The organism is uncultured Sulfitobacter sp. (genome assembly GCF_947499945.1).
Classification (GTDB): Bacteria; Pseudomonadota; Alphaproteobacteria; order Rhodobacterales; family Rhodobacteraceae; genus Sulfitobacter.
Genome location: NZ_CANMQD010000005.1, coordinates 51,368 through 77,805, shown reverse-complemented (window position 1 = coordinate 77,805; position 26,438 = coordinate 51,368). Strand labels below are relative to the sequence as shown.

The following is a 26,438-nucleotide window of genomic DNA, read 5'->3' as shown; positions in this document are numbered from 1 at the left end:
CAACACCAAATAAACCTCTCAGAAGGAAACTACGCCATGACAAAATTCATCAACCCTGGCCTTATTAAAACCAACCGCCGCAATGTCCTGCGCGGCTCCATGCTTGCGGGTGCTGCGGCGCTTACTGGTGCAGGGGCTGCTGTGGCCAAGGCGCATGCCCCACGGCTCGATATCGCGAACGCGACTTCCAAGAATCTCTATAAAGCGGCAGCCAAGCAGAGTGCAGACAGCACCGCAAAAGCGGCCGACCTCAGCGGTTATACCCGCGTCAAGCAAGAGCTGGTCGCACCACCCTATGCCCCCGTGCATGAGCAAATCGCCACTGGTGGACCAAAGATCATCGAGATCACCATGGAAACCACCGAGCGTTTGATGGTGGTGGATGAAGATACTGGTGCCTCCGTTTGGGCGCTGACCTACAATGGGTCTGTCCCCGGTCCGCTGATTATTTGTCACGAGGGGGATATGGTTGAGCTGACTTTGCGCAACCCAGCGGACAGCATGATGGAGCATAACATCGACTTTCACGCCTCAACTGGCGCGCTCGGTGGTGGTGGCCTGACCCACGTCTTTCCGGGTGAGGAAGTTGTGCTGCGCTGGAAAGCGACCAAGCCGGGCTGCTTTACTTATCACTGTGCCCCTGGTGGCGCGATGATCCCCTATCACGTGACCCACGGCATGAACGGCGCGGTGATGGTTCTGCCGCGCGATGGTCTCAAGGACAAGGATGGCAACCAGCTGACCTATGACAAGATCGCCTATATCGGCGAGCAGGATTACTACCTGCCGATGGACGAGGATGGCGAATATATCCAGTACGAGACTGCGGGGGAGGACTACTCCGACAGCATCGATGCGATGCGGACCCTGACCCCGACCCACTGTGTGTTCAATGGTGCCGTGGGTGCCATCACTGGCGAGAACGCGATGAAGTTCAACGTGGGTGAAACTGTTCTGATGATCCACAATCAGGCCAACCGTGACAGCCGCCCACACCTCATCGGGGGGCATGGCAATTATGTCTGGGAGACTTCCTTTAGTGAGCCACCCATGACTGGCCTTGAGACATGGTTCGTGCGGGGCGGCACTGCAATGGCGGCGATGTATACTTTCGAGCAGCCGGGTGTCTATGCCTACGTCAACCACAATTTGATCGAGGCGGCCCTGTTGGGTGCAACCGCGCACTTCCTCGTTGAAGGCGAATGGGACAATGCATTGATGGAGCAGGTTACCGCGCCGCATGAGTTCGAAGCTTGATCCTTTAGGAGACTAAGATAATGACCAGAGCACTAAAACCAAAAAGTCTTTCTATCCTGCTTGGTGGTAGTGCTTTGGTCGCAGTAATGTTCGGGGCTGTGCAGATGTTGCGCGGCCCCAAAACTGTTGCCTTGGCTGATATGAATACCGCGATTGTCGCGATGCAAAACGGTGAAACCCTGCGCGTGCAAAAACGTGAGGTGACTGTGGCACAGTGGAAAATATGCTATGAGGCGGGGTATTGCACCCTGTCCATTTCCAACCGCTCTGCGTTGGGGGATTATCCTGCAACGGGCCTCAGTTATCCTGATGCGATGGAATACCTGCGCTGGATGAATGCCACAGGCGACACGATCTGGCGTCTGCCCACAGCGGCTGAGTGGACCGAACTCGCGGCCGAAGTCATGCCTAAAACACCTGACCCGATCTTTACCGATCCATCCCTGACTTGGGCCTCGACCTATCTGACAGAGGCGAGCAGGACAGGCCGCGCCCTGCGCCCCAGTGGATCGTTTAGTGTGACGTCAACGGGGATCGAGGATCTGGACGGGAATGTCTGGGAGTGGACGCGAGACTGCTATGCTGGATCGGACGGGCAGGGGAGCAGGACCGATCCTGCCCGTTGTCCTGCCTATGTCATGGGAGGGGAGCATGAGGCGGTGATGTCCTATCTGGTACGCGATCCTGCACGAGGTGGATGTGCCGTTGGCACCCCGCCTGCCCATCTCGGGATACGGCTGGTTGCGGGCCAAAGCTAGGGCTTGGCGGTTTCCTCAAGGAGTTTGACAAGTGCGCTGCGCTGTTGCGTGACATCGGCCAGTGTATAGCCGTCAAGCGTCGAGAAGAACGCCTCCTGCGCCAAGGCGAGGGGGGAGCGCAATCCGCAGGCAGGCAGGATCAGGCACGACTTGTTTGTGCCAAAGCATTCCACCACGGCATCGTCACGCTTCATCGCGCGCACCACGTCGCCAACGCGGATTTCCGCAGCGGGGCGGGCAAGCACAAGGCCGCCATTGCGCCCGCGCACAGACTGGGCAAAGCCGTGGGCGACAAGCTGGGTCGCAACTTTGGACAGGTGGTTTTCTGACAGCGCAAAGATCGCTGCGATCTCGGAGGTTGGCACACGGTCGGGCGTGCGCACGGCCAGTGTCATCAGAACGCGTAGAGCGTAGTCGGTGAATTTATCAAGTTGCATGAGATGATATTTAGCATTTGTAATGCGGATTTAAAAGCGCTAGATATTACGCATATATAATACCAATTAAAAGGCGATTCCCATGACACTCTCCGAAGCATTCCTGTGGCCCGGAACGAAAGTTTGCGAACGCCTTGGCGTTGATCCCGAAGGCGAGGCAGGGCTGATCCGTTGGATGGTAAACACGCTGGTTTACCTTATCGTCAGCTTGTTTGTGATGTGGATAATCATGTCGTGACGATGCCGCCGCGTATTGCTGTGAGCGAGGCAGAGATTGATCGGGTTGTGTCGCAGTTTTATGCCCGTGTCCGCGTCAATCCCGACCTTGGACCTGTGTTTGACTTTCATGTCACCGACTGGCCGACCCATGAGGAAAAAATCGGGCGGTTCTGGCGCAATGCGCTCTTGCTGCACCGAAGCTATGAAGGCAACCCGATGCAAATCCACAAAGAGGCAGGGAATGTACGCGCGGAGCATTTTGCAATCTGGCTGTTGCTGTTCGACGAAGTGCTGGCACAGGAACTGTCGCGGCCTTTGGCGCTGGCATGGTCAACACTTGCCCACCGTATCGGGCGCGGCCTCAGCTATGGTTTGCCCCATGCCTGCGGGGCATCGGGTATTCCTGATTTGCGGAGTTAAGCGGCTTGAAAGACGAATTGCGCATTAAGCAATGTGACAGGCGGTTCTGTGAAGCCCGCATGTTCTGCCAGATCAAGATTGAACAGGACTTTCCCGTTGTACTGGAACAGATGGTTCGCATGGGTGCCGTCCTCGGCCAGCACCGTACGAATCACCAGCCCGTCCAGAATGGTTTGGGACCCGGTGAGTTCGATCGTATCCTCGGGGCCGAATTCTGCAGCCACGGCAGGGCCGCTCGTCAGGTGGCTGCTGCCCCCACCTGTCAGCGTGATATTCTCCGCGTCGCCGTACAGGCTGTTTCGGGCTTTACCATTTGTCAGGATATCGTTTCCTTCGCCGCCATAGACTGTCAGAAACCTCCCCTTCGGTGGTGATGGTGTCATTGCCGCTGTCGCCCAAAGGTTACTGCTGACGCCATCATAGGTGATCTGGTCATCGCCTGCGCCTGTAAAAAGAGTGGTGACACTGTCGACATAGGTTGTGGTGGAATTGTTTACGATGACGTCATCATCCCCCGTCTCTGTTATGACTGTGGTATCGGCTTCCACGCTGATCACAGACTCTCATCCATCATAGTCTTCGCCGGATTGGAACCGTGCGATCTGGATCAGGTCCTCGTCAATCGGGCCTCTGCCGCGCAAAGTGACCGTTTGGCTCAACTCGAAATCGTCACCATCCGCGTACTAGTTTATCAGGGCAAGTGTGACAGCGGTGTCATTTGTGCACTCAACTGTTGTTTGCGTCAGCTCAAAACTCACATCGCCGGAATCGAGAAGTGTGCCGTAGACCCTGAGGTTATAGGGAAACTTGAACACCATAAGGTCTTTGGCTTCGTCAAAGTCCTCAATCGTGATTTGGTTGCCGCTCGGCCCTCGTTGAGCGCTGCTGTTACGGTGTCATTCCCTTCGCCCAAGATGATCGCCCGCTCGCCGATCTCGTCTAACCATTCATCGATCTGGAAAAGTTCATCCTCCGCACCACCCTCCAGCAGGACATCGCCCGTGCCGTCCAGACGTGTGGCGTCCGGCAGGTCAAGCAGGGCGGGATTGGTCAGCTCGAAAAGCTATGATTGGGGGGTCGGCTCTGGCGCAGGAGCAGGCTCTTCTTAGTCAACTTCGCTTTCCGGAACATCCACCTCGTCTTCAGGCTCATTGTTGTCTGAGGCACCCGCTGCAAAAGCGAGGCCTGCGAAAGAAAGAAGCAAAAGATAGATCGTGACAGAATCCTCAGGAGTTACTCTGGGTAAGCTGCTGGACCGAGTTTGTCAAGTTTATTACATTAATCCATAAGGTTAGCATGCAAAAGGGCCGCAGTGTAACCTGCGGCCCTTACGTCAAAGCTCCACTGTCAGTGATTAGGCTTTCACAGCTTCCATGAACCGATGCTTGATCACGACGGGGTCCATTGTGATGACCGGCAGCTTGATATTGCCGCTGTCACATTTGCATACGATGATTGTCATCTCGTCACTGTCGATGGCCGCCTGCAAAACGGGACCGAGATCTTTGTCCTGCACCTCGATCACGTTCTCGCAGCCGCAAGCCGTCGCCACAGCCGCGAGCGAGGTTTTCTTACCCGCATAGGTGGGCTGATCCCCGGTTGAGCCATAAGAGCCGTTGTCGATGATCAGTAGCGTGTAGTTGCCCGTCGCGTTGTTGGCGATGGTGGGCAGCGTGCCGAGGTTCGTCAGCACCGAGCCGTCGCCGTCGATAGAAATGACAGGCTTGGGCTGCGCAAGCGCGAGGCCAAAGCCGATGGAGGAGGACAGGCCCATAGTGCCCAGCATGTAAAAATTGGTTGGCTGGTCATCAATCATATGCAGCTCTTGGCTGGGCAGACCGATGTTACAGACAACAAGGTGATCACGGATGATCGGGGCTATTTCTTTCAAGATTTCTGAACGGATCATTGGTCGCCATAGCCTCCCCAAAAGTTCGCATCCGTGAGGATCGCGACAGGTTTATTACACATGAATGTGTATTTCAGGATGTTGTCGAATTCCTCGACATCTTTTTGCCAGTGGAAGTGATAGGTGGGGATGTTCATCTGGGCCAGCATCGCCTTAGTGTGCACTGCCATTTCGACCTGACAAGCCACAGGCTCACGTAGCTCACCGCGATAGGAGATGATCATCGGCAGCGGCATGCGGTAGTATTGGACCAGCGTCGCCAAAGTGTTGATTGTCACGCCGATAGCTGTGTTCTGCATGATGATGGCCGACCGCTTGCCGCCCATAAAGGCACCCGCACACAGGCCCATACCTTCGTCTTCCTTATTGCTTGGGATGTGGAAGATCTCGTCGCGGTGCTCGATCTCGTCAATGACACCTGCCAGCTGCTTGCAGGGGACGGTGGTGACGAATGAGACATCATTGGCAACAAGATCGTCTGCGATCCTTTTGTCGATATTCATCAGAATTGGCCTTTCGGGTTGGTGCGCCTGTGGCGCGTGATGGGGGGGTATCACTAGGCATGACCTTAGGGGTCAGGCATCTGCGGATAAATCGAATGTTTCATCGGGAAAGTATTTGGCGAGGCGCACATCGGCAGATCGTGCATGGCCTTCCATCCCCTCGAGGCGCGAAATCCGTGCGGTAGCTTCGGCAACGCGTCGTGACCCCTCGCGAGTGGAGCGCTGCCATGTGACGATTTTCATGTATTTATGCACCGACAAGCCGCCTGTGTATCCCGCGGCACCCGAAGTGGGCAGCACATGGTTGGTGCCTGAAGCCTTGTCGCCATAGGAAACGGTTGTCTCCTCCCCCAAGAATAACGAGCCGTAGCAAGTTAATCGGCCAAGCCACCAGTCGGGATCTTTGGCCTGAACGGTGAGGTGCTCGGGCGCATAATCATCTGAACATGCCGCCATTTCTTCGCGGTCGTTACACAGGATCACTTCTGCATAGTCACGCCATGCGGCAAAGGCATTTTCGCGGTTGGTGTCCGGTAGGTCCGCAATCAAGTCAGGCACCAGCGCCATCACCTTTTGCGCGAGTGTGCGATCATCGGTGACCAACCAGACGGGTGAGTTATAGCCATGCTCGGCCTGTGAAACCAGATCGGTCGCGACGATATGCGCATCTGCATGTTTGTCCGCAAGGATGAGGCTGTCGGTCGGACCTGCGATCATATCGATGCCAACGCGGCCAAAAAGAATACTTTTGGCTGCGGCGACAAACTGGTTACCGGGGCCGACTAAAATATTGGCTTTTGGCAGGCCAAACAGGCCAAAGGTCATTGCCGCAACACCCTGCACACCGCCCATGGCGAGGATTGTGTCCGCGCCGCAGATATGCGCGGCGTATACAATCGCAGGGGCGACACCCACGTTTTCGCGCGGCGGAGAGCAAGCGGTTATATGACGGCATCCTGCAACCTTGGCAGTGGTCACTGTCATAATCGCCGAGGCGATATGGCTATAGCGACCTCCCGGAACGTAGCAGCCAGCCGCATCGACAGGAATCGCCTTTTGACCTGCAACAAACCCCGGCTCGATCTCCATCTCGACATCGGTAAGGGTGGATTTTTGGATCTCTGCAAAACGCCGCACATTATCATGGGCGAAGTGTATGTCGGCCTTGAGCTTTTCAGGCACAAGCGCACAGGCGGCCGCAATCTCCTCAGTCGTCAGCACAACGGTACCTTTATACCCATCAAACTTCAGGGCGTATTCCAGTGCCTTTGCATCCCCTCCCGCCTCAATCTCAGCGAGAATATGCTTCACAGTTTCATGCGTTTCAGATGTATCTGAAGTCGCGGTCAGCGTCGCTTTTTTGAGGTATTCACGAGACATATAAGGAAGTCCTATCGGTAGAATTTAGGCAACGGGTAGGGCCAAATCACGTTTATGCCTGAAGCAACAGAAGCAAGATTTGTGCGAAAAGTCCTTGGTAATATCTAAGTGTAAGCGCTTACATTACATCAGTGCAAGAGCCGACCCTCGTCATCTGATTTCTTGACAGTGGTGAGGCGCACGATCATCACAAAGCTATATACTAAACGGAGCTGGTGGACACCGATGACGCAGATCAGAATGCAACACTGGCGGGCCGCCTTGAACGCGCATTGGGGGATCACCGCACAGCTGAGCCAACTTGACGGTGAATATGACCTCAACTTTCTTGCCAAAACTGATCAAGGTATCGGGTATATTGTCAAAGTAATGCGCGCAGGCTGCGCGGCGCGGCTGGTGGATATGCAGGTCAAAGCGTTCGAGCATATCGCGCAAAGACAGCCAGATCTGCCCTGTCCACAAGTTATCCGGGCTGCCAATGACGGGTTGTTTTTGACAGTCGAGGATGAGGTGGGCGCCCCTCGACTTGTCTGGGTTCTGGAGCAATTGCCAGGTCAATGTTATGCTCATGTGCAACCGAAAAGCGACGCGTTGATCCATGAGATCGGAGAGGCCCTCGGCGGTGCTGCCGCCGCTTTGGCTGATTTCGAACACTCAGGGCTAAAACGTGATTTCAAATGGGATTTGATGCAGGCTGACTGGATCGGCGATGAAATGCCCTGCATTACGGATGACATGCGACGGCAGATCGTTGAAGATATTGCAGACACGTTTGCAACGCTCAAACCTGCTCTTGCGGCCCAGCCGGTGCAGGCGATCCACAACGATGCCAATGACTACAACATCATGGTCACGGGCAGGGTGAGCGCGCCACGCCATGTATCGGGGTTGATTGATCTGGGCGACATGTGCGCCGCGCCGCGCATCTGTGATCTGGCGATTGCTGCGGCCTATATGGTGCTGGACCACACTGCCCCCGAAGCTGCCCTTGCTGCGCTGGTCGCAGGGTATCATTCTGCCTATCCGCTGACCGCCGCCGAAGTTGACATGATCTGGCCGCTACTGCGCGCGCGCCTTGCCGTGAGTGTCGTGAACTCGACATTGATGGCTGCTGAAAATCCTGATGATCCCTATGTCACTATTTCCCAAGCGCCGGCTTGGCGGTTCTTGGAGCGGGACGATATTCATGGCGGCTTATTGACTGCGAGTCTGCGGGCGGCTTGCGGTTTGCCTGTGGTTGAGGGGGCGGATCGTGTGCTTGCGTGGCTGGAGGCGGAGCGGGGGGATTTCGCGCCGCTTATGGGGCAGCCGATTGATGCGGCACCGATGGGATCGCTTTCGGTCGAGGAATCGACTTGGCCGCAAAACCCATTTCACATGCCGCTGGAGGAGGCAGCACGCGTGGGGGCGGAGTTCGAGGACGAAGGGCGCATCTGGCTTGGCTATTACCATGAACCGCGCCTGATCTATGCCGAACCTGCGTTCCGTAAAGGGCCGTGGAAGACGAGCGATCGGCGGACCGTCCACCTTGCCGTTGATGTCTTTACCAAAGCAGGCACACCGATGTTTGCGCCGTTGCGAGGTGAGGTCTTTGTCGCGGAATACCGCGCAGGGCATCTGGATTATGGCGGGGTGATTATCCTGCGCCACGAGACACCGCAGGGCGACCCCTTCTATACGCTCTACGGCCATCTCGATCCCGAGTTTCTGGACCGTCTGACCGTCGGCCAAGTCATCGAGAAGGGCCAGCAGTTCTGCCGCTTTGGTGATCCTTCGATGAATGGGGGATGGGCGCCGCATGTGCATTTCCAACTCGCACTCACCACTGAGGGGATCGAGGCTGACTGGCCTGGTGTGGGCGATCCTGACGAGATGTATCTGTGGCGCGCGGTCTGTCCCAATCCCGCCGCTTTGTTGAATTTGGCAGATGAGAAAGTCTGCTATGTTCCCACCAAAAAGTCGGACATCAAGGAACATCGCCACAAGCATTTTGGCGGCAACCTGAGCTTGACCTATGCGGACCCGCTGATGCTGGTACGTGGCTGGAAACACCACCTGTTTGACGAATGGGGTCGCCCCTATCTGGACGCCTATAACAACGTGCCCCATGTGGGTCACGCCCACCCCCGCATTCAGGCCGTCGCAGCCGACCAGCTCAAGCGCGTGAACTCCAACACCCGCTATCTGCATCCTGCGCAAAAAGCGTTTGCCGATAAAATCCTGTCAAAGCTGCCCGACCATTTGCAAGTCTGCTATTTCGTGAACTCGGGCAGTGAGGCGAACGAGTTGGCCCTGCGGCTGGCCCGTGCGCATACGGGCGCAAAGGGGATGGTGACGCCCGACCACGGCTACCACGGGAACACCACGGGCGCGGTCGATATCTCTGCCTACAAATTCAACAAGCCGAACGGCGTGGGGCAATCCGACTGGGTCGAACTGGTGGAGATCCCTGATGACTATCGCGGCAGTTTCAGGCGGGACGATCCTGGCCGAGCCCGAAAATTCGCCGATCTGGTGGACCCCGCCATAGCGCTTCTACAGACCAAAGGGCGGGGGGTCGCCGGTTTCATAGCCGAGACATTTCCCTCTGTCGGCGGGCAGATCATTCCCCCAAAAGGGTATCTCGCCGCCGTCTATGAGAAGATACGCGCAGCAGGCGGCATTTGTATCGCGGATGAAGTGCAAACAGGTCTGGGTCGGCTTGGGGACTACTACTTTGGCTTCGAGCATCAGGAGGTGCTGCCCGATATCGTTGTGATGGGCAAACCCATCGGCAACGGTCACCCGATGGGTGTTCTGGTCACAACCCGTGCCATCGCCGACAGCTTTGACAACGGTATTGAATTTTTCTCGACCTTCGGCGGCTCTTCCCTGTCGTGCCGCATCGGGCACGAGGTTCTCCAGATCATTGACGACGAAGGGCTGCAAGAAAACGCTCGTGTGGTGGGCGGCACTTTGATGGCGGGCCTGAAGGTCCTGGAGGCAAAATATGCCTGCGTTGGGGACGTGCGCGGCATGGGCCTGTTTCTGGGCGTGGAACTCATCCATCCAAACGGCTCCGAAGCAACTGATATCTGTACCTATGTCAAAAACCGTATGCGTGATCACCGTATCCTGACCGGCAGCGAAGGACCAAAGGATAACATCCTGAAAATCCGCCCGCCGCTCACCATTGATGCGCAGGATGCGGAGATGATCATCACCACACTCGACCAGATACTGACCGAATGCCCAGCGTGAAGAGGGCAAGACGGCACACGATTTCTCGACTACACTAACCATCACATGACTTCAGCGAGGACGCCCCTGAAATGCGGATTGATAACCTTCAGTATGCGAATTGGTCGGAAAAGATTTTCCGCCAAATGCGGAAGGGCGGCGTGGACGCGGTCCATGTCACCATCGCCTATCACGAAAATTTCCGCGAAACGGTGCTGAATTTCGAGCAGTGGAACCGCTGGTTCGAGCAATATCCCGATCTGATTATGAAAGGCCAATGGGCCAGCGATGTAGATGCCGCAAAAGCATCAGGGCGCACTGCGATCTTCTTTGGTTTCCAGAACCCCAGCCCGATCGAGGATGACATCGGACTGGTTGAAATCGTACATACGCTTGGCGCGCGGTTCATGCAGCTAACTTATAACAACCAGTCGCTTCTGGCGACGGGATGTTATGAGGCAGAGGACACAGGCATCACCCGCATGGGCAGACAGGTTATAAAAGAGATGAATCGCGTCGGTCTTGTCATCGACATGAGCCATTCTGCCGACCGCTCGACCATCGAGGCGGCGGATATGTCCGAGCGGCCCATCGCGATCACCCATGCAAATCCCTATGCGTGGTCCCCCGCATTGCGCAACAAAAAGGACGACGTGATCCGCGCCGTGACGGAAAATGGCGGGATGCTGGGTTTTTCCATCTATCCCCACCACCTCAAGGATAAGTCCGACTGCACCATCGAGAGTTTCTGCGAGATGATTGCGCGGACCGCCGACACCTTTGGCAGCGAACATCTGGGGATAGGGACCGATCTGTGTCAGGACCAGCCCGACAGCGTGGTCGAATGGATGCGTGTCGGACGGTGGAGCAAGGAGATTGACTATGGCGAAGGCTCCGCCACAAACGCAGGCTTTCCCCCCATGCCCACGTGGTTCAACGACAACCGCGATTTCGACAACATCGAAACTGGCCTGAGGGCTGTTGGCATGAACGCCCAAGAAGTTGCAGGGATTATGGGCGACAACTGGCACCGTTTTTATGCAGAGAATTTTACGCCGCGCTAACTACGAATTTCGAATGTGATTTTCAAACTACGCCAGTGCTGAAAATTTTTCTCCCTCTAGGAAATGCACAAAGCGTTAGGCGAAAGGGTCGGAATTTTGGCAGTGTGCGGTGCGAAATCGGGGCCCTTGTTCAAACCAAGATTATCCAGTGTGCCAACGGTTTGATTGCCGATCTGATTATGCTTGCCGCGCATAACCCTGCCTAGCAGTTTTGCCCGCAATGCCCGCAATGCCGGTACTGATCGAAGCCTCCCGCAAAGTAATTCCCAAGACGCACAAATTGATAGGTATCAAAGCGATGCCGAAGTGCCGTGATAGCAGTCGCTTAGAAATCCCGCATTTTAAAGGAGCTCAACTATGCGTCTTTCTTTTCACGGTGCTGCCCAAAGCGTCACTGGCTCGTGCCATCTGCTGGAGGCGTGTGGTTTGAAAATACTTGTCGATTGCGGGATGTTTCAGGGCGCAAAGCATGCCGATGAGGAGAACGGGGGGGAGTTCGGATTCGAGCCATCCGAGATCGATTACTTGCTGTTGACCCATGCCCATTTGGACCACTGTGGCCGCATTCCTCTTTTGGTAAAACGCGGTTTTGCAGGGAAGATCATCACGACAGCCGCCACACGCGAGCTTTGTAAATTAATTCTGATTGATTCAGCCCATATTCAGGAAGAGGACGCGATGCGTGCCTCCCGACATCAGCGGCGCACTGGTCATGATGAAATAAGGCCGCTCTACGATCAGGTTGATGTGTTGTTCGCACTGGACTTCTTTGGGCCGAATGTCAGTTATGACGAAGAGTTCAAGTTGAACGACCTTGTGACAGTTCGTTTTATCAACGCGGGGCATATCCTTGGCTCTGCTTCAGTTATCGTAGACTTGGACGAAGACGGCACCAAACGGCGCATCGCATTTTCAGGAGATTTGGGAAGCCCGGACCATCCACTCCTATCAGATTCGATCCCTCCGCCAGACTGCGATTACGTCGTCATGGAGACAACGTATGGCGGCAGGATGCATAAGGACCGGGAAACCTCCAATGCAGAACTGACAGAAGTGATTTCCCAAACTGTAGCGCGCGGCGGAAATGTTGTTATCCCCACCTTCGCGATGGAGCGCACACAAGAAGTCCTGTTTCATCTCAAGAATGCGATTGAGAGCAAAGACCTGCCCGGGTCGCTTGCTATCTTTTTGGATAGCCCGATGGCGATTTCAGCCACCGAGATTTTCCGGCGACATGCTGATGGGTTCAGCCCTGAACTGCGCGACGCGATGCGTGCGGGGCAACACCCATTCCACCCGCGCGGATTGCGCTTCACACGACAAGTTGCCGAATCTACCGCGATCAACCGGATCAAGGGGGGAGCCATCATCATGGCGGGCTCGGGGATGTGTACGGGTGGGCGCGTGCGCCACCACCTCAAACATAATATCTGGCGACCTGAATGCAGTATCGTCTTTGTTGGTTTCGCTGCCGAGGGCACCTTGGCACGCCAGATCGTTGATGGGGCGAAACGCATCAGGATTTCTGGCGAGAACATCGAGGTAAAAGCACAGATCCATACGATCAACGGTTTTTCTGCCCATGCAGACCAGCGCGAGCTTTTGTATTGGGTGTCGCGCACGGGCAAACCAAAAACCGTGTTCCTTGTGCATGGCGATTTTGACAGGGGGATGTCCGATATGAAAGCCGAATTGGAGAAGAAGGGACTAACTGTTGAATGTCCGACACTGCATTCGATCGTTGAATTGACCTAATCAGAAGAGAGATTGAAATGATAGAAGTTGAACACGGCAATACTGTTGAAATCATCACCTTGCGTGTGTCGGGAACGCTGAGCCGTGCGGACTATGACCGCGCATTGCCCGAGATTGAGAATGCAATGGAATTGGCAAAAGAACCGTTGAAAATGATGGTCCGGCTGGAGGACTTTCAAGGGTTAGAAATTGGCGCAATGTGGGAGGATCTGAAATTCGCGTTGAAGCATCTTGGTGAATTCGGCGCTATTGCGGTGGTGGGAGATACAACGCTTGAGGAGTTTGGAACATGGCTTGCGTCGTTGTTTGCAAAGTTCGAGATACGCTATTTCGAGGTTGGCCATGAGAAAGAGGCAAATAGCTGGCTGGCTTCTATCTGAGAAAAAGTAGGGTTGGGACGCAACGTGCGATCCAACCCTAGATGATACCGTTCTGACGTCATGTAATTTGCAGATGCAGCATGGATCGACCGCGGATTATTCCGTCTGACCAACCTGCGCACAGGCAAGCTCTATGTTGTGATCGTTTGCGTTTGGCCGAGAGGAGGAAGGGTCGAGGCCGTATATATCGGGGTAAGTGATGATTACACCGTTCTGGTCAGGAAATTGACGGAAATACCCCAGTTTTACGGGTATCGGTGGGGCGGGGGCGTCGAATGTGCGCCTACCGTTGGCCAAAGCGTGAACGCGCGCGATATCCATATCGAGCACAAAGGCCACCAACTCATCCCAGCGCTGCACCCGCACACAACCATGCGACAACGCGCGGTTTTCTTGCAAAAACAGCTCGCGGCGGTTGGTGTCGTGCAGATACACCAACAGGCCAGCACCCAAACGGACAGCAGCAAGCCCTAGCGGGTTGTTTTCGCCAGCAGGCCTGACGCGATCCGTATACTCTCCGCTGGCGATCATCGACGGGGTTGGCCGCCATGTAGGCCGAAAACGCACTGTCGATACATTTGTCTCAAGCCGCGGCGTGCGGTGCCAAGGCGCACCAACGATGACACGGCTGCGCAGAACTGGCTCGCCATTCTCAAAGGCGATAAGCTCGAATGCAGGAATATTGACCAAAATTGCCTTGCCGGTTTGAGGGATTCGATAGGCAATACCGGCATCATCCAGCTGTGCCTGAAAACGACTTGGAGATGCGTCCAGCGCATTTCCGACCAGAACGAAGAGCAAGATCAAAAGTGCCTTGGTATAGCTTAAGTGGCGGAAACGGGTCATTGATGCTTCTCCAGTTCTAGAGGCCATAAAATTTTGCGCAGGCGCTTTCACGTCCGCGTACAATCCTGCGGCCGTCAAGAGGGCCGCCGTGTTTTGTGATGACTGTCGTTTGTCCTTCAGGGTGGCCCGTACGTTCAAAGTAGATTACTACCCAGTCTTTGGTTCGGTTGTATTTGTGAGCTGCGGCAGAGTTGGAATAGAGTGCTGTGAATTCCCACTGGCCCCGCTCCGTATGCAAAACGGGAATACGGCGTTCTCCGGTTTCGTTAAAACGTCGCGGTTTTATCAAAGGCAGGCTTTGTGCAGTATCGCGGTACAGCTGGTCGACGGACAGAATATCGGCCACAGCTGGCGCATCTGTGGCATCGCTCCGCGGTGATGGACGTCGCCGCGCGAGCATATCATTCAAGGCATGGCGAATACTGTCGCAGCGGCGCGGGCCAATCCCATTGATCGTTTCGAGGCGGCCATCTACTACAGCTGCTTCAAGCGCTTCGAGAGTTTCGATGTGGAGCCTTTCATGTATTTCACGGGCTAAAGCAGGGCCAATCATGGGCACTGTCTGAAACAGTTTTTCGGGGTCTGTCGACCCGCGCAAGCGATCAAGGATCTCCAACGTGCCGCTGTCCAGAAACTCTGCGACTGCTGCCGCGATAGAGCTTCCGATTGTTGGTAAATCTTCCAACCCCCTTTTGCCATATTTCATATAAATATTGCGAATTGGTTGGGATAGGGTTGCTATAAAAGTAGCCGCGTCACGGTAGGCATTGATACGGAACGGCGAGGCGGCCTGCTGCTCAAGCAAGTCAGCGACTTCTCGCAACTTTGCTGCAAGAAACTGGTTCTCTTTTCGTCCTTTGGCAGAAAGTTCGGGAGCTTCCATTCTTACTATGCCTTTATATTTCATCGCTCGTTAGCAGGCATTTTACACGTGGTTCGGGTGTCCGGTATTGATTGATGTCAAATCCGTACTTTGTTGGTGGTCAGTTGGGGAATAATAAAGGCCCGACAAGCATGGCGGTACAGGAGAGAAAACCAATCAAGGGAATAATAATCGGTGCGATGAATATGCCTTCTGGTGCAGGATCACCGCGCCATTTGATACGCAAGAGCGATAGATTGATCAGGATAAAAACTGCAAGCACGACTTGGGAGGTGCGTTCCGCAAGGATGTCGATTGGGAAGAAGAGGGCAAAAACCAATGTGCATCCGGCAACAAGAATTGTTGCGAGCAAGGGCGTGCGTGTACTTTGGTTGAGTCTTGCCAGTACTTTTGGCATGCGACCAACGTTTGCCATGCCATAGAGGATACGGGAGGCAAGGATGGTTTGTATGACGATACCATTTAATGTTGCGCCGATCGCGATGAGTGTGATTGCAAACGGCGATATTCCTGTAAACCGCTCGAAAAGCAGGCTGATCGGTGCAGTAGATAGACGCAGTTCTTCGAGAGGCAAAAGCAGCACGGCAATTGTTGCGACAGAGAAATAGAGGAGTGTCGCAATCGCTAATGTGATGAAGATGCCCAAAGGCATGTTTCGCGCAGGGTTTTCGGTCTCCTCAATGATATTCACCATGCCATCGAAGCCGATAAAGGCAAAGAAGGCGAGCAAGCTTGTCATCGCTATCGCTATGAGTGCGGTGGTGTCGGTTATATCTGGAAACACCGAAGGCACGTCATATATGACCTGTGGTTGATGCCAGACTCCCGCAGCAACAACGACGAATAGACCTGCTATTTCGATCAAGGTTAAAATTGCGGCAAACCTGACGGATTCTACGATGCCCCATGCCGCGATTATGCCAGACAATGAAACAGTCCCCACGATAATCGCCCACAATGGAACAGGCAACAGCGTGGCCACGTATCCTGCGCATCCAACAGTAATCGCCGATGCCGATACAGTTGCCGCCAAAAGCATCAATCCTCCTGTTATGATTGTCAGAGACGGAAGTCTGAACGCAGCTTCAACATAAGCCGCTTCTCCTGCGCTGTGTGGGTATCTCCCCGAAAGCTCGCTAAAACTGCTTGCGCTAAAGAGCATGACGACTGCGGCCATCAGAAAAGAGACTGGCGCATGGATGCCAGCCTGCGCTGCTGTCGCACCGACAAGGACATAGATGCCGGCACCAATGGTTACGCCCAGTCCGTAAAATACCAACAGGGGCAGTGTAATGGCCCGCAATAGGGTGGCCTTCGGCGCAATGTTTGTGGTGCTGTCCATCATTCCCCGGACTGTTTTTGTTGTGTGGGCGGAATTTGGGTGCTGTGCGCCAGAAGAGCGGGCATGCGAGACGGATGGAATATAATGATGGGGCATCTTGCAGCTTCAAGCAGACGCAGCAGATCATTGTGATCGTGGAGTGGGCTGTTATCAAGATCAACCAAAAGTGCTCGTGCATTCGTGCGGCTTAGGGCTGCCATCGCTTCTGGAAACGTCTCATAGTAGTGGGAATTCGATACTTGCCTGTTGGGGGGGGCATCAGGACCTACTGACAAGGTAATCGAAGCATCGGGCATATTCTTTGACAGCCTACGGAATGCTTCGGTGATTTTTTCACTGGAGCCTGCCGAAGTTTGCAAAAGCACAATTTTGCCAGGTGCACTGTGCGCTTTTCGATATCCCAGAACCAAGACGTCCCAACCCTGTGCAGCATGCAGCGCCGTGGATACAAGCTCGCCCGCTTCGCGAGAGAAAGCCCAATTGGTGTCATGTGGTCCGGCCGTCTGAGCGAGCAGGTGTCGAAACGCGCGTGCGTCTGCTTGCAAGAGTGTGCGAATTTTTGACAGGCTTGGGGCACGCGCTGTCGTACCACTCGAAAGAATGATCCGCCGATCGGGAATTTGACATGTGTTCAGCATGTCAACGTCTTCGATCAAAACCCCTCCAAGTCCTGCGGAAAAGTTTCCTTGTAGATGGCGGACAAGGTGCAGTGCAGCGCGTGCGTCTGCGAAGGAACCCGCACCCACAAGAATTCGAAGGCCATGCTGGGAAACTGTGTTCATAATGGTAAACTTTTGTCGACACTGCTGTCGTTTTGAGCTCCAAAACTGCGACGGTTTTCTGCATAGGCGCGCAGTTGTGTTTCGACTTTGCCATTGATGCTGGTTTCGGGGAACTCTCCGTTGCGGCCGCGCCGTCCTGCTTGCATCCCTGTCAGCACTTCAATGCCCTCATCAATTGTTCTGATGGGCAGCACGCGAAATGCACCCGTTTGCGCAGCTTCAACAACATCTTGGCGTAGCATAAGGTTGCCCACATTAGAGGCAGGTATAAGGACGCCTTGTTCCCCGGTAAGGCCTTGAGCTTTGCAGGTATCAAAGAAGCCTTCGATCTTTTCATTTACACCGCCGATTGCCTGAACTTCACCATTCTGGTTCACGGAACCTGTAACAGCCAGCCCTTGGCGGATCGGCAGGCCAGACAATGCGGACAGCAGCGCATAAAGCTCAGCCGACGATGCGCTGTCGCCGTCTATACCGCCATAACTCTGCTCAAACACCAAACTGGCATGCAGCGACATCGGGACATCAAGCGCGTAATGTGTTGCGAGATAACTACCCAGAATAAGGACGCCTTTTGAATGGAGCGGGCCACCCAGCTCAACCTCGCGTTCGATATCGACCAGCTTGGCCGCTCCCATGCGCACGCGAGCGGTGATCCGCGATGGTCGGCCAAAATAATGTTTGCCGATACCAACAACTGCTAAACCGTTTATCTGACCGACAGCAAACCCTTTTGTATCAATGAGAACCGTCTTCTGGTTGACTGCCTCCTGTATGCGCTCTTTTATCCGCGACTCTCGACGGACGGATTGGGCGATTGCTTTGCCAATGTCGTCATCGGACACCACGCTATTTTTCTGGGTGGTGGCATAAAAGTCTGCTTCTTGAACCACATCCGTAAGGGCGCCCAGCTCAAGCGTAAGTTTCGTGCTGTCTCCTGATAACCGGACAGCGTGATCAAGCAGAGCTGCAACTGCGGCTGCTGTCAGGGGTTTGAGGTTTTGTTGTGCAACGCAGCCGGCGATGATGCGCGCCAACGCACGTGAGTTTTTGGCAGTGCGGGGAAGGTCATCCTCAAAGTCGGCCTGCAGTTTAAAAAGTTTGGAAAACTCGGGATCAAGCTGCGTCAACAACATATGCAGTCTTCTGTTGCCAATCAAAATGATACGAACATCCAGCGGGATGGGATCTGGCTCTAGAGTCGTTGTCGATGATAGGCTGAGCCGCTCTGCGAGGGATGTGACTGATATCGCTTTGCTTTGCAGGCACCGCTTGAGCGTTTCCCATGCATAGGGTTCGGTGAGGAGCCGGTTGGCATCAAGGATTAGAAAACCGCCGTTTGCGCGGTGTAAGGCACCCGGTTTGATCAAGGTAAAGTTGGTCGAAAGTGTACCCATTTCCGAAACATGCTCGATCCGGCCAGTGAGATGTGCGAGCGATGGTAGGTCTTCGGTAATGACTGGCGCGGTCGACCGGCTTGCCGTACGCGAAATCATGATGTTCACAGTATATCTTTGAAAATGCTGGTCCTGATGGTGCTTTCGGATAACTTCTGGGAAGGGGCCGTCATTGGATCTATTTGCAGAAATTAAGAAAAGATCAGCATTGGAAATCATGTCGTCGCGTACTTGATCCAAGTATTTGACGATATCAGCTACATCTTTGAACTGTGATTGTACCTCTTGCATCCGAGCTGAAACAGCCTGCTCCGCCATGGCGGCGTGCAGTTCTTCAACGCGGAGACGGTGCTCTTTTTCAAGTTGCGGTGCACGTTTTAGGATTTCTGCCAACTGGATCTGTAAATCCGCAATCTTGTCATCAATCGCTTCGCGCTCTTTTGGTGTTAAAGCGGCATAGGCCTCCGGCTTTATAGGTTTGCCGTCTACAAGCGCAGAGAGCATGAACCCCATGGGCGTCCGGAGCAGTGCTACATTTTGCTCATGGGCTGTTTCGGCAAAATCGGCGATGGGCTCTTCGTGTTGCTGACCCAATTCTTCTTCAATAGCGCGGCGCTGTGTCTGGTATTCTTCTGACTCAAACAGGGCAGGAATTTCATTGGCCAGATCTTCGACCAATTCTTCCATTGCAAGCTTTAAAGCAGATGCAGTTCCTGTTGGCATTTGCATCGCGTGCGGCTTGTGGGGGGCGTCAAAGTTATTGACATAGACCCAATCGCAGGGCGTTGGACGTCCTTTGGCTGCATCTGTCAGAATACGGGCAACTGCCGTGTGCTTGCCTGTGCCCTCGTTGCCCAGGACATAGAGATTGAATTCTTTGTGCGCGATACCTGCCGCAAGCTCTATTGCCTCTATTGCGCGGTCCTGACCAACAAAGCCTTTCATAGGTTTTAGGGAGGCGGTCGTCGCGAAGCCCAGCGTTTTCGGATCGCACGTCTTGCGCAACTTTTTGCCAGACAGGCCACGGGGCAGTTCATTTTTCTTGTTTGCTTTGCCTGTCACGCTCATACCCTTCGCGTTGCGGATATTTTGGGGCGTTTAGCGCCATTCCAGCGGCTATTGGATGATCTGGAAAAGACACTGCATATCAGTGTCAGGCCAGTCATGAAGGTCAGTATTACTAGATGGGTTGGTAGCATCACAGGACTCCTGTTGGGCTTTCCAAGGAGCGTCTCATGTTTGAAAGAAGCGGAGATTGATAGGGATCAATTCAAGCGCTTATGAAGTGCACTAATTAGAAAGTGTCTTAGGAGAAAGGACGAACAATGGCACATTCAGATATATCATCTGCACAAGGTGACCCTCCAGAGGAGGTGCCGATGCCGGTTGACCCGATACAGGAGCCCCCAGGGCCAGAGTCGCCGCAGCCAGAGGACCCAGAAACAGAGCCTCCTGTGCCAGAAATAATAGAACCAACAGATGCACCTGAGGATCCTTTTGACGAAGGGAATTTTCCTGTCTGACGTGAGTGCGTTACAGTGTTTTGAGTGGGCTTGAAGTATCTGTACGCGCCCGCTCGGAACGCTGAATTTTTTATACAGAGCACTCGAATTTGGGCGGCAAAGATCAGAGCAACATAAGCCAGTGTAGGCGTGTCAGATTGTTGCGTAACCCGAAATGCTCGTCTGGAACTGCGCACGTAATATTGCAAAGTTCACTTGCAAACATTCGAGCATTTTTGCTTGCGGGTCCATAATGCACAGTCCCCTCCACTCTTTCCACACAAGACGGCCCATAGGAACGTTGAACTATTTGCCAATATGGGCTGCAGGTGCTGTGCCTTTGTCTACTTGCTGAACAAGACCGGTAGCTTTTGATCTCGCAAAAGGGTGTATGTGGTGGCCCCCAGAACAAAGTCATACGCACGTGAATGGCCAAAAGCTCCTGTAGCAATGAGGTCAGCACCAGCTTCGAAGGCGGCGTTCGCCAGTGTTTCTGCAACGCTGTTTCCCGCAGTTTCTCGGTGCTCCAACTTTGTCTTAAGATTGTGGCGTGCAAACATTTCGACGACATCTATTGCGTCGCTGTCTTTGAGCATGTCTTTGGAAGACTTGTCCACGCGCAGGACAGTGAGGTTGGCACCAGGGTCGGCAATGCCGAGCAAGTCATGTGCCGCGCGCGCCGCTTCTCTTGTGTCACTCCATCCCAATAGCACGTTTGCTCCGATCTCTGGGCCGTCGTATCCCAAAGGAACAACAATCACTGGTCGGCCACTCTCGCGGATAACTTGTGCTTGGGCATTGCGCTGGTCAAACCGATCATTCTTTTTGTCCTGATGGGACATGATGACAAGATCAGCGGCCCGCGCGGATTCAACCATCCGCTCTGCAGCTGAGGAGGCTTCGGCTCGTACCAAGCGGAATTCACTGACGAAATCCTCATTTTGCGTGTACTTGGTGAAGACTGATTTGATCGCCTCTGATGCTTCCTTCTGGCTGTGATTGAAAGCGGCAAAAGCAAGGTCGGGGATGTGCATTGCAATGCCCGGATAGACCAGAATAGCCTCGATCGTATGCAAACCGATCAGGTGTGCGCTGTGTTTGCGCGCCAAAGGAACCGCAGCTTTCATTAGGGTTTCTGTGTTTTCCGGCGTTGTCAGACAGACAAGTATTGTCTTGGGTTCCATGAGATATTCCTTCGTATGCGTTGGATCGGATCAGGATGATGTTTAGCAGATGACGTTGTGATCTGATTGATAAGCGTCAATCGGGCTCTGCGTCTGGATGGTATGTCATTGCGTGATCCAGCTTTTATTAAGGAGTTTAACAATGGCTACTTTTCTGAATGTGATTGCCGTAGTCGCAGCAATGGGCCTGTCGACGACATGTTTTGCAGATACGGTTTCAGCCGAAAATGGCGGAGATTCATATTTAGCAGGCGCACAAATCAACCAGACGATAGAGGCTGAAGGCGATGCTTTCGTCTTGGGCCGCGCAGCGACAGTTGGCGGTGTCACGCAAGGCGACATGCATATCAGCGGGTACGATGTGTCAGTCAACACTGATGTTGCGAAAGACCTCTATGCACTAGGCGGTACCGTAATCATTCGCAGCAAGATCGGCGAAGACCTGACTGCTGCTGCATTCTCTCTGCGCACACAAAGCAGTTCTGCAACACTGGGCAATGCGCGCCTGCTGGGGAATTCTGTCACAGTCGAAGGCCCTATTGAGGGCGCTCTTTCTATTATGGGACGCGACGTGATCCTTAATGCGCCCATTAGCGGTGACGCCCGTATTTTCGCGCAAACGCTTTCATTTGGACCTGACGCTATGGTTGGCGGCATCCTGACGTACAGCACTGAAGATAAGGTGTCGGTGCCAGAGCGCGTTGCGAGTCCCGAACGTGTGATGTTCGAGCGTTTGTCAGGTGGTGATATATGGGAGGAGTGGGATGATTTGGGGCATGAGATGCCAGTCCTTCCCACCTTTGCTTCGATCCTGTTCGGCTTTGTTGTCTCTTTGTTATTCTTTTTGGTGCTCGGCGCCCTGATGCTTGGCTTTATGCCAAAGCGTTTGTCGCATATGCGCCGCAGCATCGCTGCCGCACCGGGCCAGACATTGTTGTTGGGTGTTATCGGTTTATCGATGTTGTTTGGCATGGTGCCTATTATATCTCTGACAATTGTGGGCCTGCCCTTTGTTCCGGTTGTGTTGTTGGCAATCGTCGTCGCTTGGACGCTTGGATATGCGCTGGGTGCCTACAGTATTGCGATGCGGTTGTGGGCGGGGTTGGGTGGTGCACCGGAGCCGAGCAATATTGCGCGCCTGATGGTTTTCGCCGCCTCGATCATTTGTGTGGCGCTGCTTAATTTCATCCCCTTTGTGGGCTGGGTGGTCAATTACACGTTGGTCCTTTTGGGAATAGGTGCAATGACTAACGCCTTATTCCAGTCATTGATCGGCACCCCTGATGTTGTGCTGGATGTAGATATGAAACCCATTGAAGACTGATCTGACAAAAGAAAAGTGTCGTTGTGGCCCGAGTTTCGAAAGGAACCGACCAAGTTTTTCATATCGTCAGCAGATAGATAAATGAGTTGGCGGAGTGATTTGTTTGATGTTCCAACAGCAACACGCTCCGCCTTTCTGTACCGTGCAACAGGGTGCACCAGCAGAAGATGACCGAAAGGATCATTTCCAAACGCCAGCAGGATATTAACGGGATAGGAAGCGAATATGAGCGAGCAGACATAGGCGCGCTTTTACCTGAAGTCGGCAATTTAACTCGTGTTGGTGTTCCAAAGCGGCATCCCAACAATGGCAACATCACTTTGCAACCCATGGTATTTAAGGACGCAATACGAGCCGATTTGAGCTTGGTGTCCGCCTCGCCCAGTCGCCAGCAATCGAGTTTGTAAAGACGGAGGGGCGCTAACAGACGCGCTATGCGACCCAGAGGTAATGGGCAAGTTGTCACTTTATCATTCACCGTGTCATTGATCCCGTTGTTTTGCCTGTCTGTCGAAAGCAGGGAAGTCATTTCGATGCCAGAAACGCTTTGTTCACTTTTCGTGGCTCCGTGCCGTACGTTTCGATTGAGCCATGTCAAAAATAGCCACACTATCGCTGCTAAACCTCGATGATGCAGTTTCCTGAAACCTCCCTTTTACAAAGCCTGCTACTCTTTGCAGCAAGTGCTGCCTGTGTCTGGATCGCAGGGGCGCGGTTGGCGTATCTCGCGGATGCGCTGGCTGATCGCTTCAAGCTTGCAAAATCGCTTGTGGGCTTGTTGCTCTTGTCTCTTGCTACGTCATTGCCCGAAGTCGCAACAACGCTGAGTGCTGCTCTGCAACAGTCCCGCGATCTGGTGCTGAACAACCTCTTCGGAGGTATTGCATTGCAAACTGCCATACTTGCGATGGCCGATTTCTGGGCAAAGGGTCCGATAACCAACTATCCGCGTAAGGCAAACCACGCGCTTGAAGCGACTTTGCTGGTGTTGCTATTGTCTGTCGCCTTAGTCGTCACCAATCTGGGTGAGACAGTGGTGTTGGCGGGTGTGGGACTGGGAAGCATCTGCATCGCGGTTATCTATGTTGGCGCGATTTGGTTGTTGCGCCGTTATAATGACAGTAGCGACTGGGTTCCCGTTGATCTGCCTGATCCGGAGCCCCTTGCTTTCCCTGCGCCGACGGGAATCGCGCAAGCGCGTAATGACAGCCTGATTTGGCAGGCTGTCGCGGCCTGCATCGCCATTTTAGTTTTTGGGTTGATGCTGGTTCTCTTTGCAGAACGTATTGCGGATAAATCTGGCCTTGGAACAGGGTTCATCGGGGTGACGTTGCTAGCGGCCGCCACATCACTCCCCGAGCTGAGCACCAGCATCGCAGCCGTCCGCATCGGCGCCTACACGATGGCGATTTCCAATATATTTGGTAGCAACCTTATAATGCTAGTGCTCGTGTTTCCCGCAGACATTTTATTTCGGGCAGGGCCGATTTTGCAAAACACATCCCGTATGGTCAGCCTCGCCTTGGCGTTTGGCATCACTGTGACTGCAATCTATCTCATCGGTCTTATTGTGCGGCGCAAACCGCGGATGGGTAGGTTCGGCCTTGATTCAATCCTTGTTCTCTTTGCCTTTATCGCCAGTTTAGCAGCCTACTATTATGTCCGCTGAACGCGTAACCCAGAGGTCTTGAGTGTTTTGGGAAGAGCACATTCACATTTGACTATGGCCGTGATTTTGCGATCTGGTTCGAACTTGTTTAATGCCAGAATTCGCCAGCAGGCAAAAATTGCTTTATATGAGACACCAAGACGGGATTACGAGACGTGCACAGATTATCGGCGACTGCCGGCCTCATCTGACATCTAACCCATGAGACGCAAACTGATCAATTTTGTACTCTGGCACGTAAGGCTCGGGTGGTCTGTGGACCGAAATCCCCGTCAAACGCACCCGTGTAAAGGCCGTCTTCTCTAAGAATGCGTTGAACTTCGATCCGTGTCGGTCTGGTAGTCTTTGAGGGTTTTGGAGCAGTTGTTCACGCGCGAGCGGAGTACCTGTTGATAAGCTAATCAATAGATTTACTGCGGCCTCTACGGGATCGTACATCAGCCCTTCACCGTTGTCGTAATGGATTCCCAGATTGGCATAAGCTGGCGTGCTCTCCAAGTCTGCAGCGGCTTTGAACCAATTGGCTGCTGCGACCGGATATTAGGGAACGCCCTTGCCATGAAGGTGCATTCCCGCAGCGAAGTGCATTCCGGTAATGTTTCCCGCCTGACCATATTTTTCAAACCATCGCAGGCCTCATTCTCACTTTGAGGAACCGGGCGACCCAACTTTTATAGCGCCCCGATAAATCCTATCGCCTGAGCGCTGCCAAGCTGTGATCCAGTCATGGCGGTCTCAAAGGCTCCGTCGTAATTTCCGGTTTTGCGATACCCGCGTGCGATTTGCGCACAAAAAACGCCGTGGGTCGGGCCATTCAGAAATGACGCGTTGTCCGTCCAAATTTACGTATTCTACAAACATGGTTTTGTCAGGCCGGTCAGTATCATACGCAGTAGCGGCAAGACGGGCGCAAGCCTGCACAACATGAGTCACGCACACCGTACGCTCCGTTGGGACAATGCCCGTAGGTTCTGGTGACGGCATCAGGGCAGGATCAGGCTGCAACGAAGATTTTACGGGGACATAGCATTCCCATTCACTCAGCCAAAGGACGTCTTGCATGTCAATTTCCGTGTATGGGTTGGCTTGTGCAGCGGCAGCCCACTTTGTGGCCCTTTGGTCGGACTTGTCTTTGTAACAATCACTAAGCGCCTGCATTGCGCCGCCATGTCCGGCATTGGCTGCATCGAGCCACGATTCTTCGGATTTTTCCTCATCTTTTTCGATTATCTCATCTTCGCCTTCCGCATAGATATGGCCCCAAAAGAACTTGGATTCAGTGCCCCTGCTGCGCAACCGCTTCAAACCAACGCACCATTTCAACCATGCTTTTGGATACGCCAACACCATCCTCGTGCAGCATCGCCAAGACAAACATCGCAGTTGTGTGACCTTGCGCCGCCGCCTTTTTCATCCACATGCGGCCTCAATATCATCCGTCGGAACGCCGCGTCCTGCGTAGTACATCAGACCAAGGCGAAAAAATGCCGTAGGGTTGCCTTGCTCTGCCGCGCGAAGCTGCCAGTCACGGGCGATGTTGTCGTCGCGGGGCACACCACGGGTAATACTATAGAGTGCGCCCAGATCTGTCATGGCAGGGGCATAATCCATATCAGCTGATTGACGCAGAAGCTCCGCACCATAACCGGTGTTAGAGGCGGTTGGCGACTGCAATGCCTCGAGCGCTGTCAGATACAGGCTCAAGTGCAGTGATGGCATCAGCATCAGTTATAATGCGGGCGAGGTATCCTACTTGTGGTACACTTGATGGCGTTCCATCGGCGGCGGTTGTCGCGGCCCATTTATTTGTGATTGTGATGGGCCAAGGTCGGGGGTCTCGGCCAGAATGTCCACGACATGGCCGAGTACAAACAGTGCTCCCGTTGGCAGGCGGCTGTCGACCATCGATTGCACATCAACGCCAGAAATGAGCCCCTCTACCTCATCGGCATAAAGGCTTTCGACCTGTCCGATCCAAAGCATTAGAGGCAAAACCGCTGCAAGGGTAATGTGGCATCTCATTTTGGGGTCTTCCGTAATAATCTCGCATAGAAAAATTTGATTATACCCGTGCCCTTCGGGTAGTTTTGGGCACGGAAGACAGTCAATAGAGGTGTCGCTTGCGAGGGGCGGATTTGTGCCAGAATTGCAGTGAGAACAGGACCACGTCTAGCTTTCGTCAATCTTGCGACACTTGAAGCATATCGG

General features: G+C 53.8%; 25 protein-coding genes. 10 read left to right on the top strand and 15 right to left on the bottom strand.

Going from position 1 to position 26,438, the window contains the following annotated elements; translation table 11 throughout:
• Nucleotides 1-36: 36 nt before the first annotated feature.
• A complete protein-coding gene (gene nirK / locus Q0775_RS17355) occupies nucleotides 37-1,257 on the top strand; it encodes a copper-containing nitrite reductase (protein ID WP_298863954.1) in 1,221 nt (406 codons plus the stop codon).
• A gap of 20 nt (nucleotides 1,258-1,277) precedes the next feature.
• Nucleotides 1,278-2,015 (top strand): SUMF1/EgtB/PvdO family nonheme iron enzyme, encoded by a 738-nt coding sequence (locus Q0775_RS17350; protein ID WP_298863947.1) that lies wholly within the window; start codon nucleotides 1,278-1,280, stop codon nucleotides 2,013-2,015.
• Here Q0775_RS17350 and Q0775_RS17345 read toward each other — a convergent pair.
• On the bottom strand, nucleotides 2,012-2,452 hold the full coding sequence (locus tag Q0775_RS17345; protein ID WP_298863943.1) for an Rrf2 family transcriptional regulator: 441 nt from the start codon (nucleotides 2,450-2,452) through the stop codon (nucleotides 2,012-2,014). The genes Q0775_RS17350 and Q0775_RS17345 overlap by 4 nt on opposite strands.
• A gap of 82 nt (nucleotides 2,453-2,534) precedes the next feature.
• Here Q0775_RS17345 and Q0775_RS17340 point away from each other — a divergent pair, with 82 nt between their 5' ends.
• A complete protein-coding gene (locus Q0775_RS17340) occupies nucleotides 2,535-2,690 on the top strand; it encodes a hypothetical protein (RefSeq protein ID WP_298863941.1) in 156 nt (51 codons plus the stop codon).
• A gap of 2 nt (nucleotides 2,691-2,692) precedes the next feature.
• Nucleotides 2,693-3,091 carry a group III truncated hemoglobin gene (locus tag Q0775_RS17335; RefSeq protein ID WP_298864092.1) on the top strand — a complete coding sequence of 133 codons (399 nt, stop codon included), beginning with the start codon at nucleotides 2,693-2,695 and terminating at the stop codon, nucleotides 3,089-3,091.
• Here Q0775_RS17335 and Q0775_RS17330 read toward each other — a convergent pair.
• The 4 genes from Q0775_RS17330 to hisD form a co-directional block, all read right to left on the bottom strand.
• On the bottom strand, nucleotides 3,088-3,648 hold the full coding sequence (locus tag Q0775_RS17330; protein WP_298863939.1) for a hypothetical protein: 561 nt from the start codon (nucleotides 3,646-3,648) through the stop codon (nucleotides 3,088-3,090). The genes Q0775_RS17335 and Q0775_RS17330 overlap by 4 nt on opposite strands.
• A gap of 797 nt (nucleotides 3,649-4,445) precedes the next feature.
• Nucleotides 4,446-5,000 carry a sulfopyruvate decarboxylase subunit beta gene (gene comE / locus Q0775_RS17325; RefSeq protein WP_298863937.1) on the bottom strand — a complete coding sequence of 185 codons (555 nt, stop codon included), beginning with the start codon at nucleotides 4,998-5,000 and terminating at the stop codon, nucleotides 4,446-4,448.
• A complete protein-coding gene (locus Q0775_RS17320) occupies nucleotides 4,997-5,503 on the bottom strand; it encodes a thiamine pyrophosphate-binding protein (protein WP_298863935.1) in 507 nt (168 codons plus the stop codon). The genes comE and Q0775_RS17320 overlap by 4 nt, the downstream gene beginning before the upstream one ends.
• A gap of 72 nt (nucleotides 5,504-5,575) precedes the next feature.
• On the bottom strand, nucleotides 5,576-6,883 hold the full coding sequence (gene hisD, locus Q0775_RS17315) for a histidinol dehydrogenase (protein WP_298863931.1): 1,308 nt from the start codon (nucleotides 6,881-6,883) through the stop codon (nucleotides 5,576-5,578).
• Nucleotides 6,884-7,108: 225 nt separating this feature from the next.
• On the opposite strand from hisD, the gene Q0775_RS17310 reads away from it, so the two are divergent.
• The 4 genes from Q0775_RS17310 (at nucleotide 7,109) to Q0775_RS17295 (ending at nucleotide 13,301) form a co-directional block, all read left to right on the top strand.
• Nucleotides 7,109-10,123: an aminotransferase class III-fold pyridoxal phosphate-dependent enzyme gene (locus tag Q0775_RS17310; protein WP_298863929.1), complete on the top strand. Its 3,015-nt coding sequence runs from the start codon at nucleotides 7,109-7,111 to the stop codon at nucleotides 10,121-10,123.
• A 71-nt stretch (nucleotides 10,124-10,194) separates the two neighbouring features.
• Complete coding sequence (locus tag Q0775_RS17305) at nucleotides 10,195-11,166, top strand: membrane dipeptidase (protein WP_298863925.1); 972 nt, start codon at nucleotides 10,195-10,197, stop codon at nucleotides 11,164-11,166.
• Nucleotides 11,167-11,523: 357 nt separating this feature from the next.
• A complete protein-coding gene (locus Q0775_RS17300; protein WP_298863922.1) occupies nucleotides 11,524-12,921 on the top strand; it encodes an MBL fold metallo-hydrolase in 1,398 nt (465 codons plus the stop codon).
• Nucleotides 12,922-12,938: 17 nt separating this feature from the next.
• Nucleotides 12,939-13,301 (top strand): STAS/SEC14 domain-containing protein, encoded by a 363-nt coding sequence (locus Q0775_RS17295; RefSeq protein ID WP_298863919.1) that lies wholly within the window; start codon nucleotides 12,939-12,941, stop codon nucleotides 13,299-13,301.
• 96 nt (nucleotides 13,302-13,397) lie between these two features.
• Here Q0775_RS17295 and Q0775_RS17290 read toward each other — a convergent pair whose 3' ends face one another.
• The 6 genes from Q0775_RS17290 to Q0775_RS17265 form a co-directional block, all read right to left on the bottom strand.
• Nucleotides 13,398-14,147: a L,D-transpeptidase family protein gene (locus Q0775_RS17290; RefSeq protein WP_298863917.1), complete on the bottom strand. Its 750-nt coding sequence runs from the start codon at nucleotides 14,145-14,147 to the stop codon at nucleotides 13,398-13,400.
• Between the two features lie 16 nt (nucleotides 14,148-14,163).
• Complete coding sequence (locus Q0775_RS17285; protein WP_298863916.1) at nucleotides 14,164-15,030, bottom strand: helix-hairpin-helix domain-containing protein; 867 nt, start codon at nucleotides 15,028-15,030, stop codon at nucleotides 14,164-14,166.
• 100 nt (nucleotides 15,031-15,130) lie between these two features.
• Complete coding sequence (locus tag Q0775_RS17280; protein ID WP_298863914.1) at nucleotides 15,131-16,375, bottom strand: amino acid permease; 1,245 nt, start codon at nucleotides 16,373-16,375, stop codon at nucleotides 15,131-15,133.
• Nucleotides 16,372-17,154: a hypothetical protein gene (locus tag Q0775_RS17275; RefSeq protein ID WP_298863912.1), complete on the bottom strand. Its 783-nt coding sequence runs from the start codon at nucleotides 17,152-17,154 to the stop codon at nucleotides 16,372-16,374. Before Q0775_RS17275 ends, Q0775_RS17280 begins: the two co-directional genes overlap by 4 nt.
• The gene (locus Q0775_RS17270; protein WP_298863910.1) at nucleotides 17,151-19,619 is read right to left on the bottom strand and encodes a Lon protease family protein; all 2,469 of its coding nucleotides are present in this window, start codon (nucleotides 19,617-19,619) and stop codon (nucleotides 17,151-17,153) included. The genes Q0775_RS17275 and Q0775_RS17270 overlap by 4 nt, the downstream gene beginning before the upstream one ends.
• A gap of 778 nt (nucleotides 19,620-20,397) precedes the next feature.
• Nucleotides 20,398-21,237 carry a universal stress protein gene (locus Q0775_RS17265; protein WP_298863908.1) on the bottom strand — a complete coding sequence of 280 codons (840 nt, stop codon included), beginning with the start codon at nucleotides 21,235-21,237 and terminating at the stop codon, nucleotides 20,398-20,400.
• 142 nt (nucleotides 21,238-21,379) lie between these two features.
• Between Q0775_RS17265 and Q0775_RS17260 the strand changes: the two genes are divergently transcribed.
• Nucleotides 21,380-22,561 carry a hypothetical protein gene (locus tag Q0775_RS17260; RefSeq protein WP_298863907.1) on the top strand — a complete coding sequence of 394 codons (1,182 nt, stop codon included), beginning with the start codon at nucleotides 21,380-21,382 and terminating at the stop codon, nucleotides 22,559-22,561.
• 628 nt (nucleotides 22,562-23,189) lie between these two features.
• Complete coding sequence (locus Q0775_RS17255; protein WP_298863904.1) at nucleotides 23,190-24,230, top strand: hypothetical protein; 1,041 nt, start codon at nucleotides 23,190-23,192, stop codon at nucleotides 24,228-24,230.
• A gap of 217 nt (nucleotides 24,231-24,447) precedes the next feature.
• On the opposite strand, the gene Q0775_RS20020 is transcribed toward Q0775_RS17255, so the two are convergent.
• From Q0775_RS20020 to Q0775_RS17240, 4 genes are all read right to left on the bottom strand, one after another.
• Nucleotides 24,448-24,555 carry a peptidoglycan-binding protein gene (locus Q0775_RS20020; protein WP_366863714.1) on the bottom strand — a complete coding sequence of 36 codons (108 nt, stop codon included), beginning with the start codon at nucleotides 24,553-24,555 and terminating at the stop codon, nucleotides 24,448-24,450.
• A gap of 951 nt (nucleotides 24,556-25,506) precedes the next feature.
• The gene (locus Q0775_RS17250) at nucleotides 25,507-25,650 is read right to left on the bottom strand and encodes a hypothetical protein (RefSeq protein ID WP_298863901.1); all 144 of its coding nucleotides are present in this window, start codon (nucleotides 25,648-25,650) and stop codon (nucleotides 25,507-25,509) included.
• Nucleotides 25,641-25,955 (bottom strand): tetratricopeptide repeat protein, encoded by a 315-nt coding sequence (locus Q0775_RS17245; protein ID WP_298863898.1) that lies wholly within the window; start codon nucleotides 25,953-25,955, stop codon nucleotides 25,641-25,643. Before Q0775_RS17245 ends, Q0775_RS17250 begins: the two co-directional genes overlap by 10 nt.
• Nucleotides 25,956-25,979: 24 nt before the next feature.
• On the bottom strand, nucleotides 25,980-26,252 hold the full coding sequence (locus Q0775_RS17240; protein ID WP_298863896.1) for a hypothetical protein: 273 nt from the start codon (nucleotides 26,250-26,252) through the stop codon (nucleotides 25,980-25,982).
• Nucleotides 26,253-26,438: the final 186 nt, after the last annotated feature.

What these genes read in the sequence shown, in the direction of transcription:
- Q0775_RS17245 (WP_298863898.1), bottom strand. Translation starts at nt 25,955, where the DNA reads ATGCTGATGCCATCACTGCACTTGAGCCTGTATCTGACAGCGCTCGAG.
- Q0775_RS17250 (WP_298863901.1), bottom strand. Translation starts at nt 25,650, where the DNA reads ATGTGGATGAAAAAGGCGGCGGCGCAAGGTCACACAACTGCGATGTTT.
- Q0775_RS17275 (WP_298863912.1), bottom strand. Translation starts at nt 17,154, where the DNA reads ATGAACACAGTTTCCCAGCATGGCCTTCGAATTCTTGTGGGTGCGGGT.
- Q0775_RS17320 (WP_298863935.1), bottom strand. Translation starts at nt 5,503, where the DNA reads ATGAATATCGACAAAAGGATCGCAGACGATCTTGTTGCCAATGATGTC.
- Q0775_RS17300 (WP_298863922.1), top strand. Translation starts at nt 11,524, where the DNA reads ATGCGTCTTTCTTTTCACGGTGCTGCCCAAAGCGTCACTGGCTCGTGC.
- Q0775_RS17345 (WP_298863943.1), bottom strand. Translation starts at nt 2,452, where the DNA reads ATGCAACTTGATAAATTCACCGACTACGCTCTACGCGTTCTGATGACA.
- Q0775_RS17260 (WP_298863907.1), top strand. Translation starts at nt 21,380, where the DNA reads ATGGCTACTTTTCTGAATGTGATTGCCGTAGTCGCAGCAATGGGCCTG.
- Q0775_RS17240 (WP_298863896.1), bottom strand. Translation starts at nt 26,252, where the DNA reads ATGAGATGCCACATTACCCTTGCAGCGGTTTTGCCTCTAATGCTTTGG.
- Q0775_RS17335 (WP_298864092.1), top strand. Translation starts at nt 2,693, where the DNA reads ATGCCGCCGCGTATTGCTGTGAGCGAGGCAGAGATTGATCGGGTTGTG.
- Q0775_RS17265 (WP_298863908.1), bottom strand. Translation starts at nt 21,237, where the DNA reads ATGGAACCCAAGACAATACTTGTCTGTCTGACAACGCCGGAAAACACA.
- Q0775_RS17295 (WP_298863919.1), top strand. Translation starts at nt 12,939, where the DNA reads ATGATAGAAGTTGAACACGGCAATACTGTTGAAATCATCACCTTGCGT.
- Q0775_RS17290 (WP_298863917.1), bottom strand. Translation starts at nt 14,147, where the DNA reads ATGACCCGTTTCCGCCACTTAAGCTATACCAAGGCACTTTTGATCTTG.
- Q0775_RS17350 (WP_298863947.1), top strand. Translation starts at nt 1,278, where the DNA reads ATGACCAGAGCACTAAAACCAAAAAGTCTTTCTATCCTGCTTGGTGGT.
- comE (WP_298863937.1), bottom strand. Translation starts at nt 5,000, where the DNA reads ATGATCCGTTCAGAAATCTTGAAAGAAATAGCCCCGATCATCCGTGAT.
- Q0775_RS17340 (WP_298863941.1), top strand. Translation starts at nt 2,535, where the DNA reads ATGACACTCTCCGAAGCATTCCTGTGGCCCGGAACGAAAGTTTGCGAA.
- Q0775_RS17310 (WP_298863929.1), top strand. Translation starts at nt 7,109, where the DNA reads ATGACGCAGATCAGAATGCAACACTGGCGGGCCGCCTTGAACGCGCAT.
- Q0775_RS17255 (WP_298863904.1), top strand. Translation starts at nt 23,190, where the DNA reads ATGATGCAGTTTCCTGAAACCTCCCTTTTACAAAGCCTGCTACTCTTT.
- Q0775_RS17280 (WP_298863914.1), bottom strand. Translation starts at nt 16,375, where the DNA reads ATGATGGACAGCACCACAAACATTGCGCCGAAGGCCACCCTATTGCGG.
- Q0775_RS17285 (WP_298863916.1), bottom strand. Translation starts at nt 15,030, where the DNA reads ATGGAAGCTCCCGAACTTTCTGCCAAAGGACGAAAAGAGAACCAGTTT.
- Q0775_RS17305 (WP_298863925.1), top strand. Translation starts at nt 10,195, where the DNA reads ATGCGGATTGATAACCTTCAGTATGCGAATTGGTCGGAAAAGATTTTC.
- hisD (WP_298863931.1), bottom strand. Translation starts at nt 6,883, where the DNA reads ATGTCTCGTGAATACCTCAAAAAAGCGACGCTGACCGCGACTTCAGAT.
- Q0775_RS17270 (WP_298863910.1), bottom strand. Translation starts at nt 19,619, where the DNA reads ATGAGCGTGACAGGCAAAGCAAACAAGAAAAATGAACTGCCCCGTGGC.
- nirK (WP_298863954.1), top strand. Translation starts at nt 37, where the DNA reads ATGACAAAATTCATCAACCCTGGCCTTATTAAAACCAACCGCCGCAAT.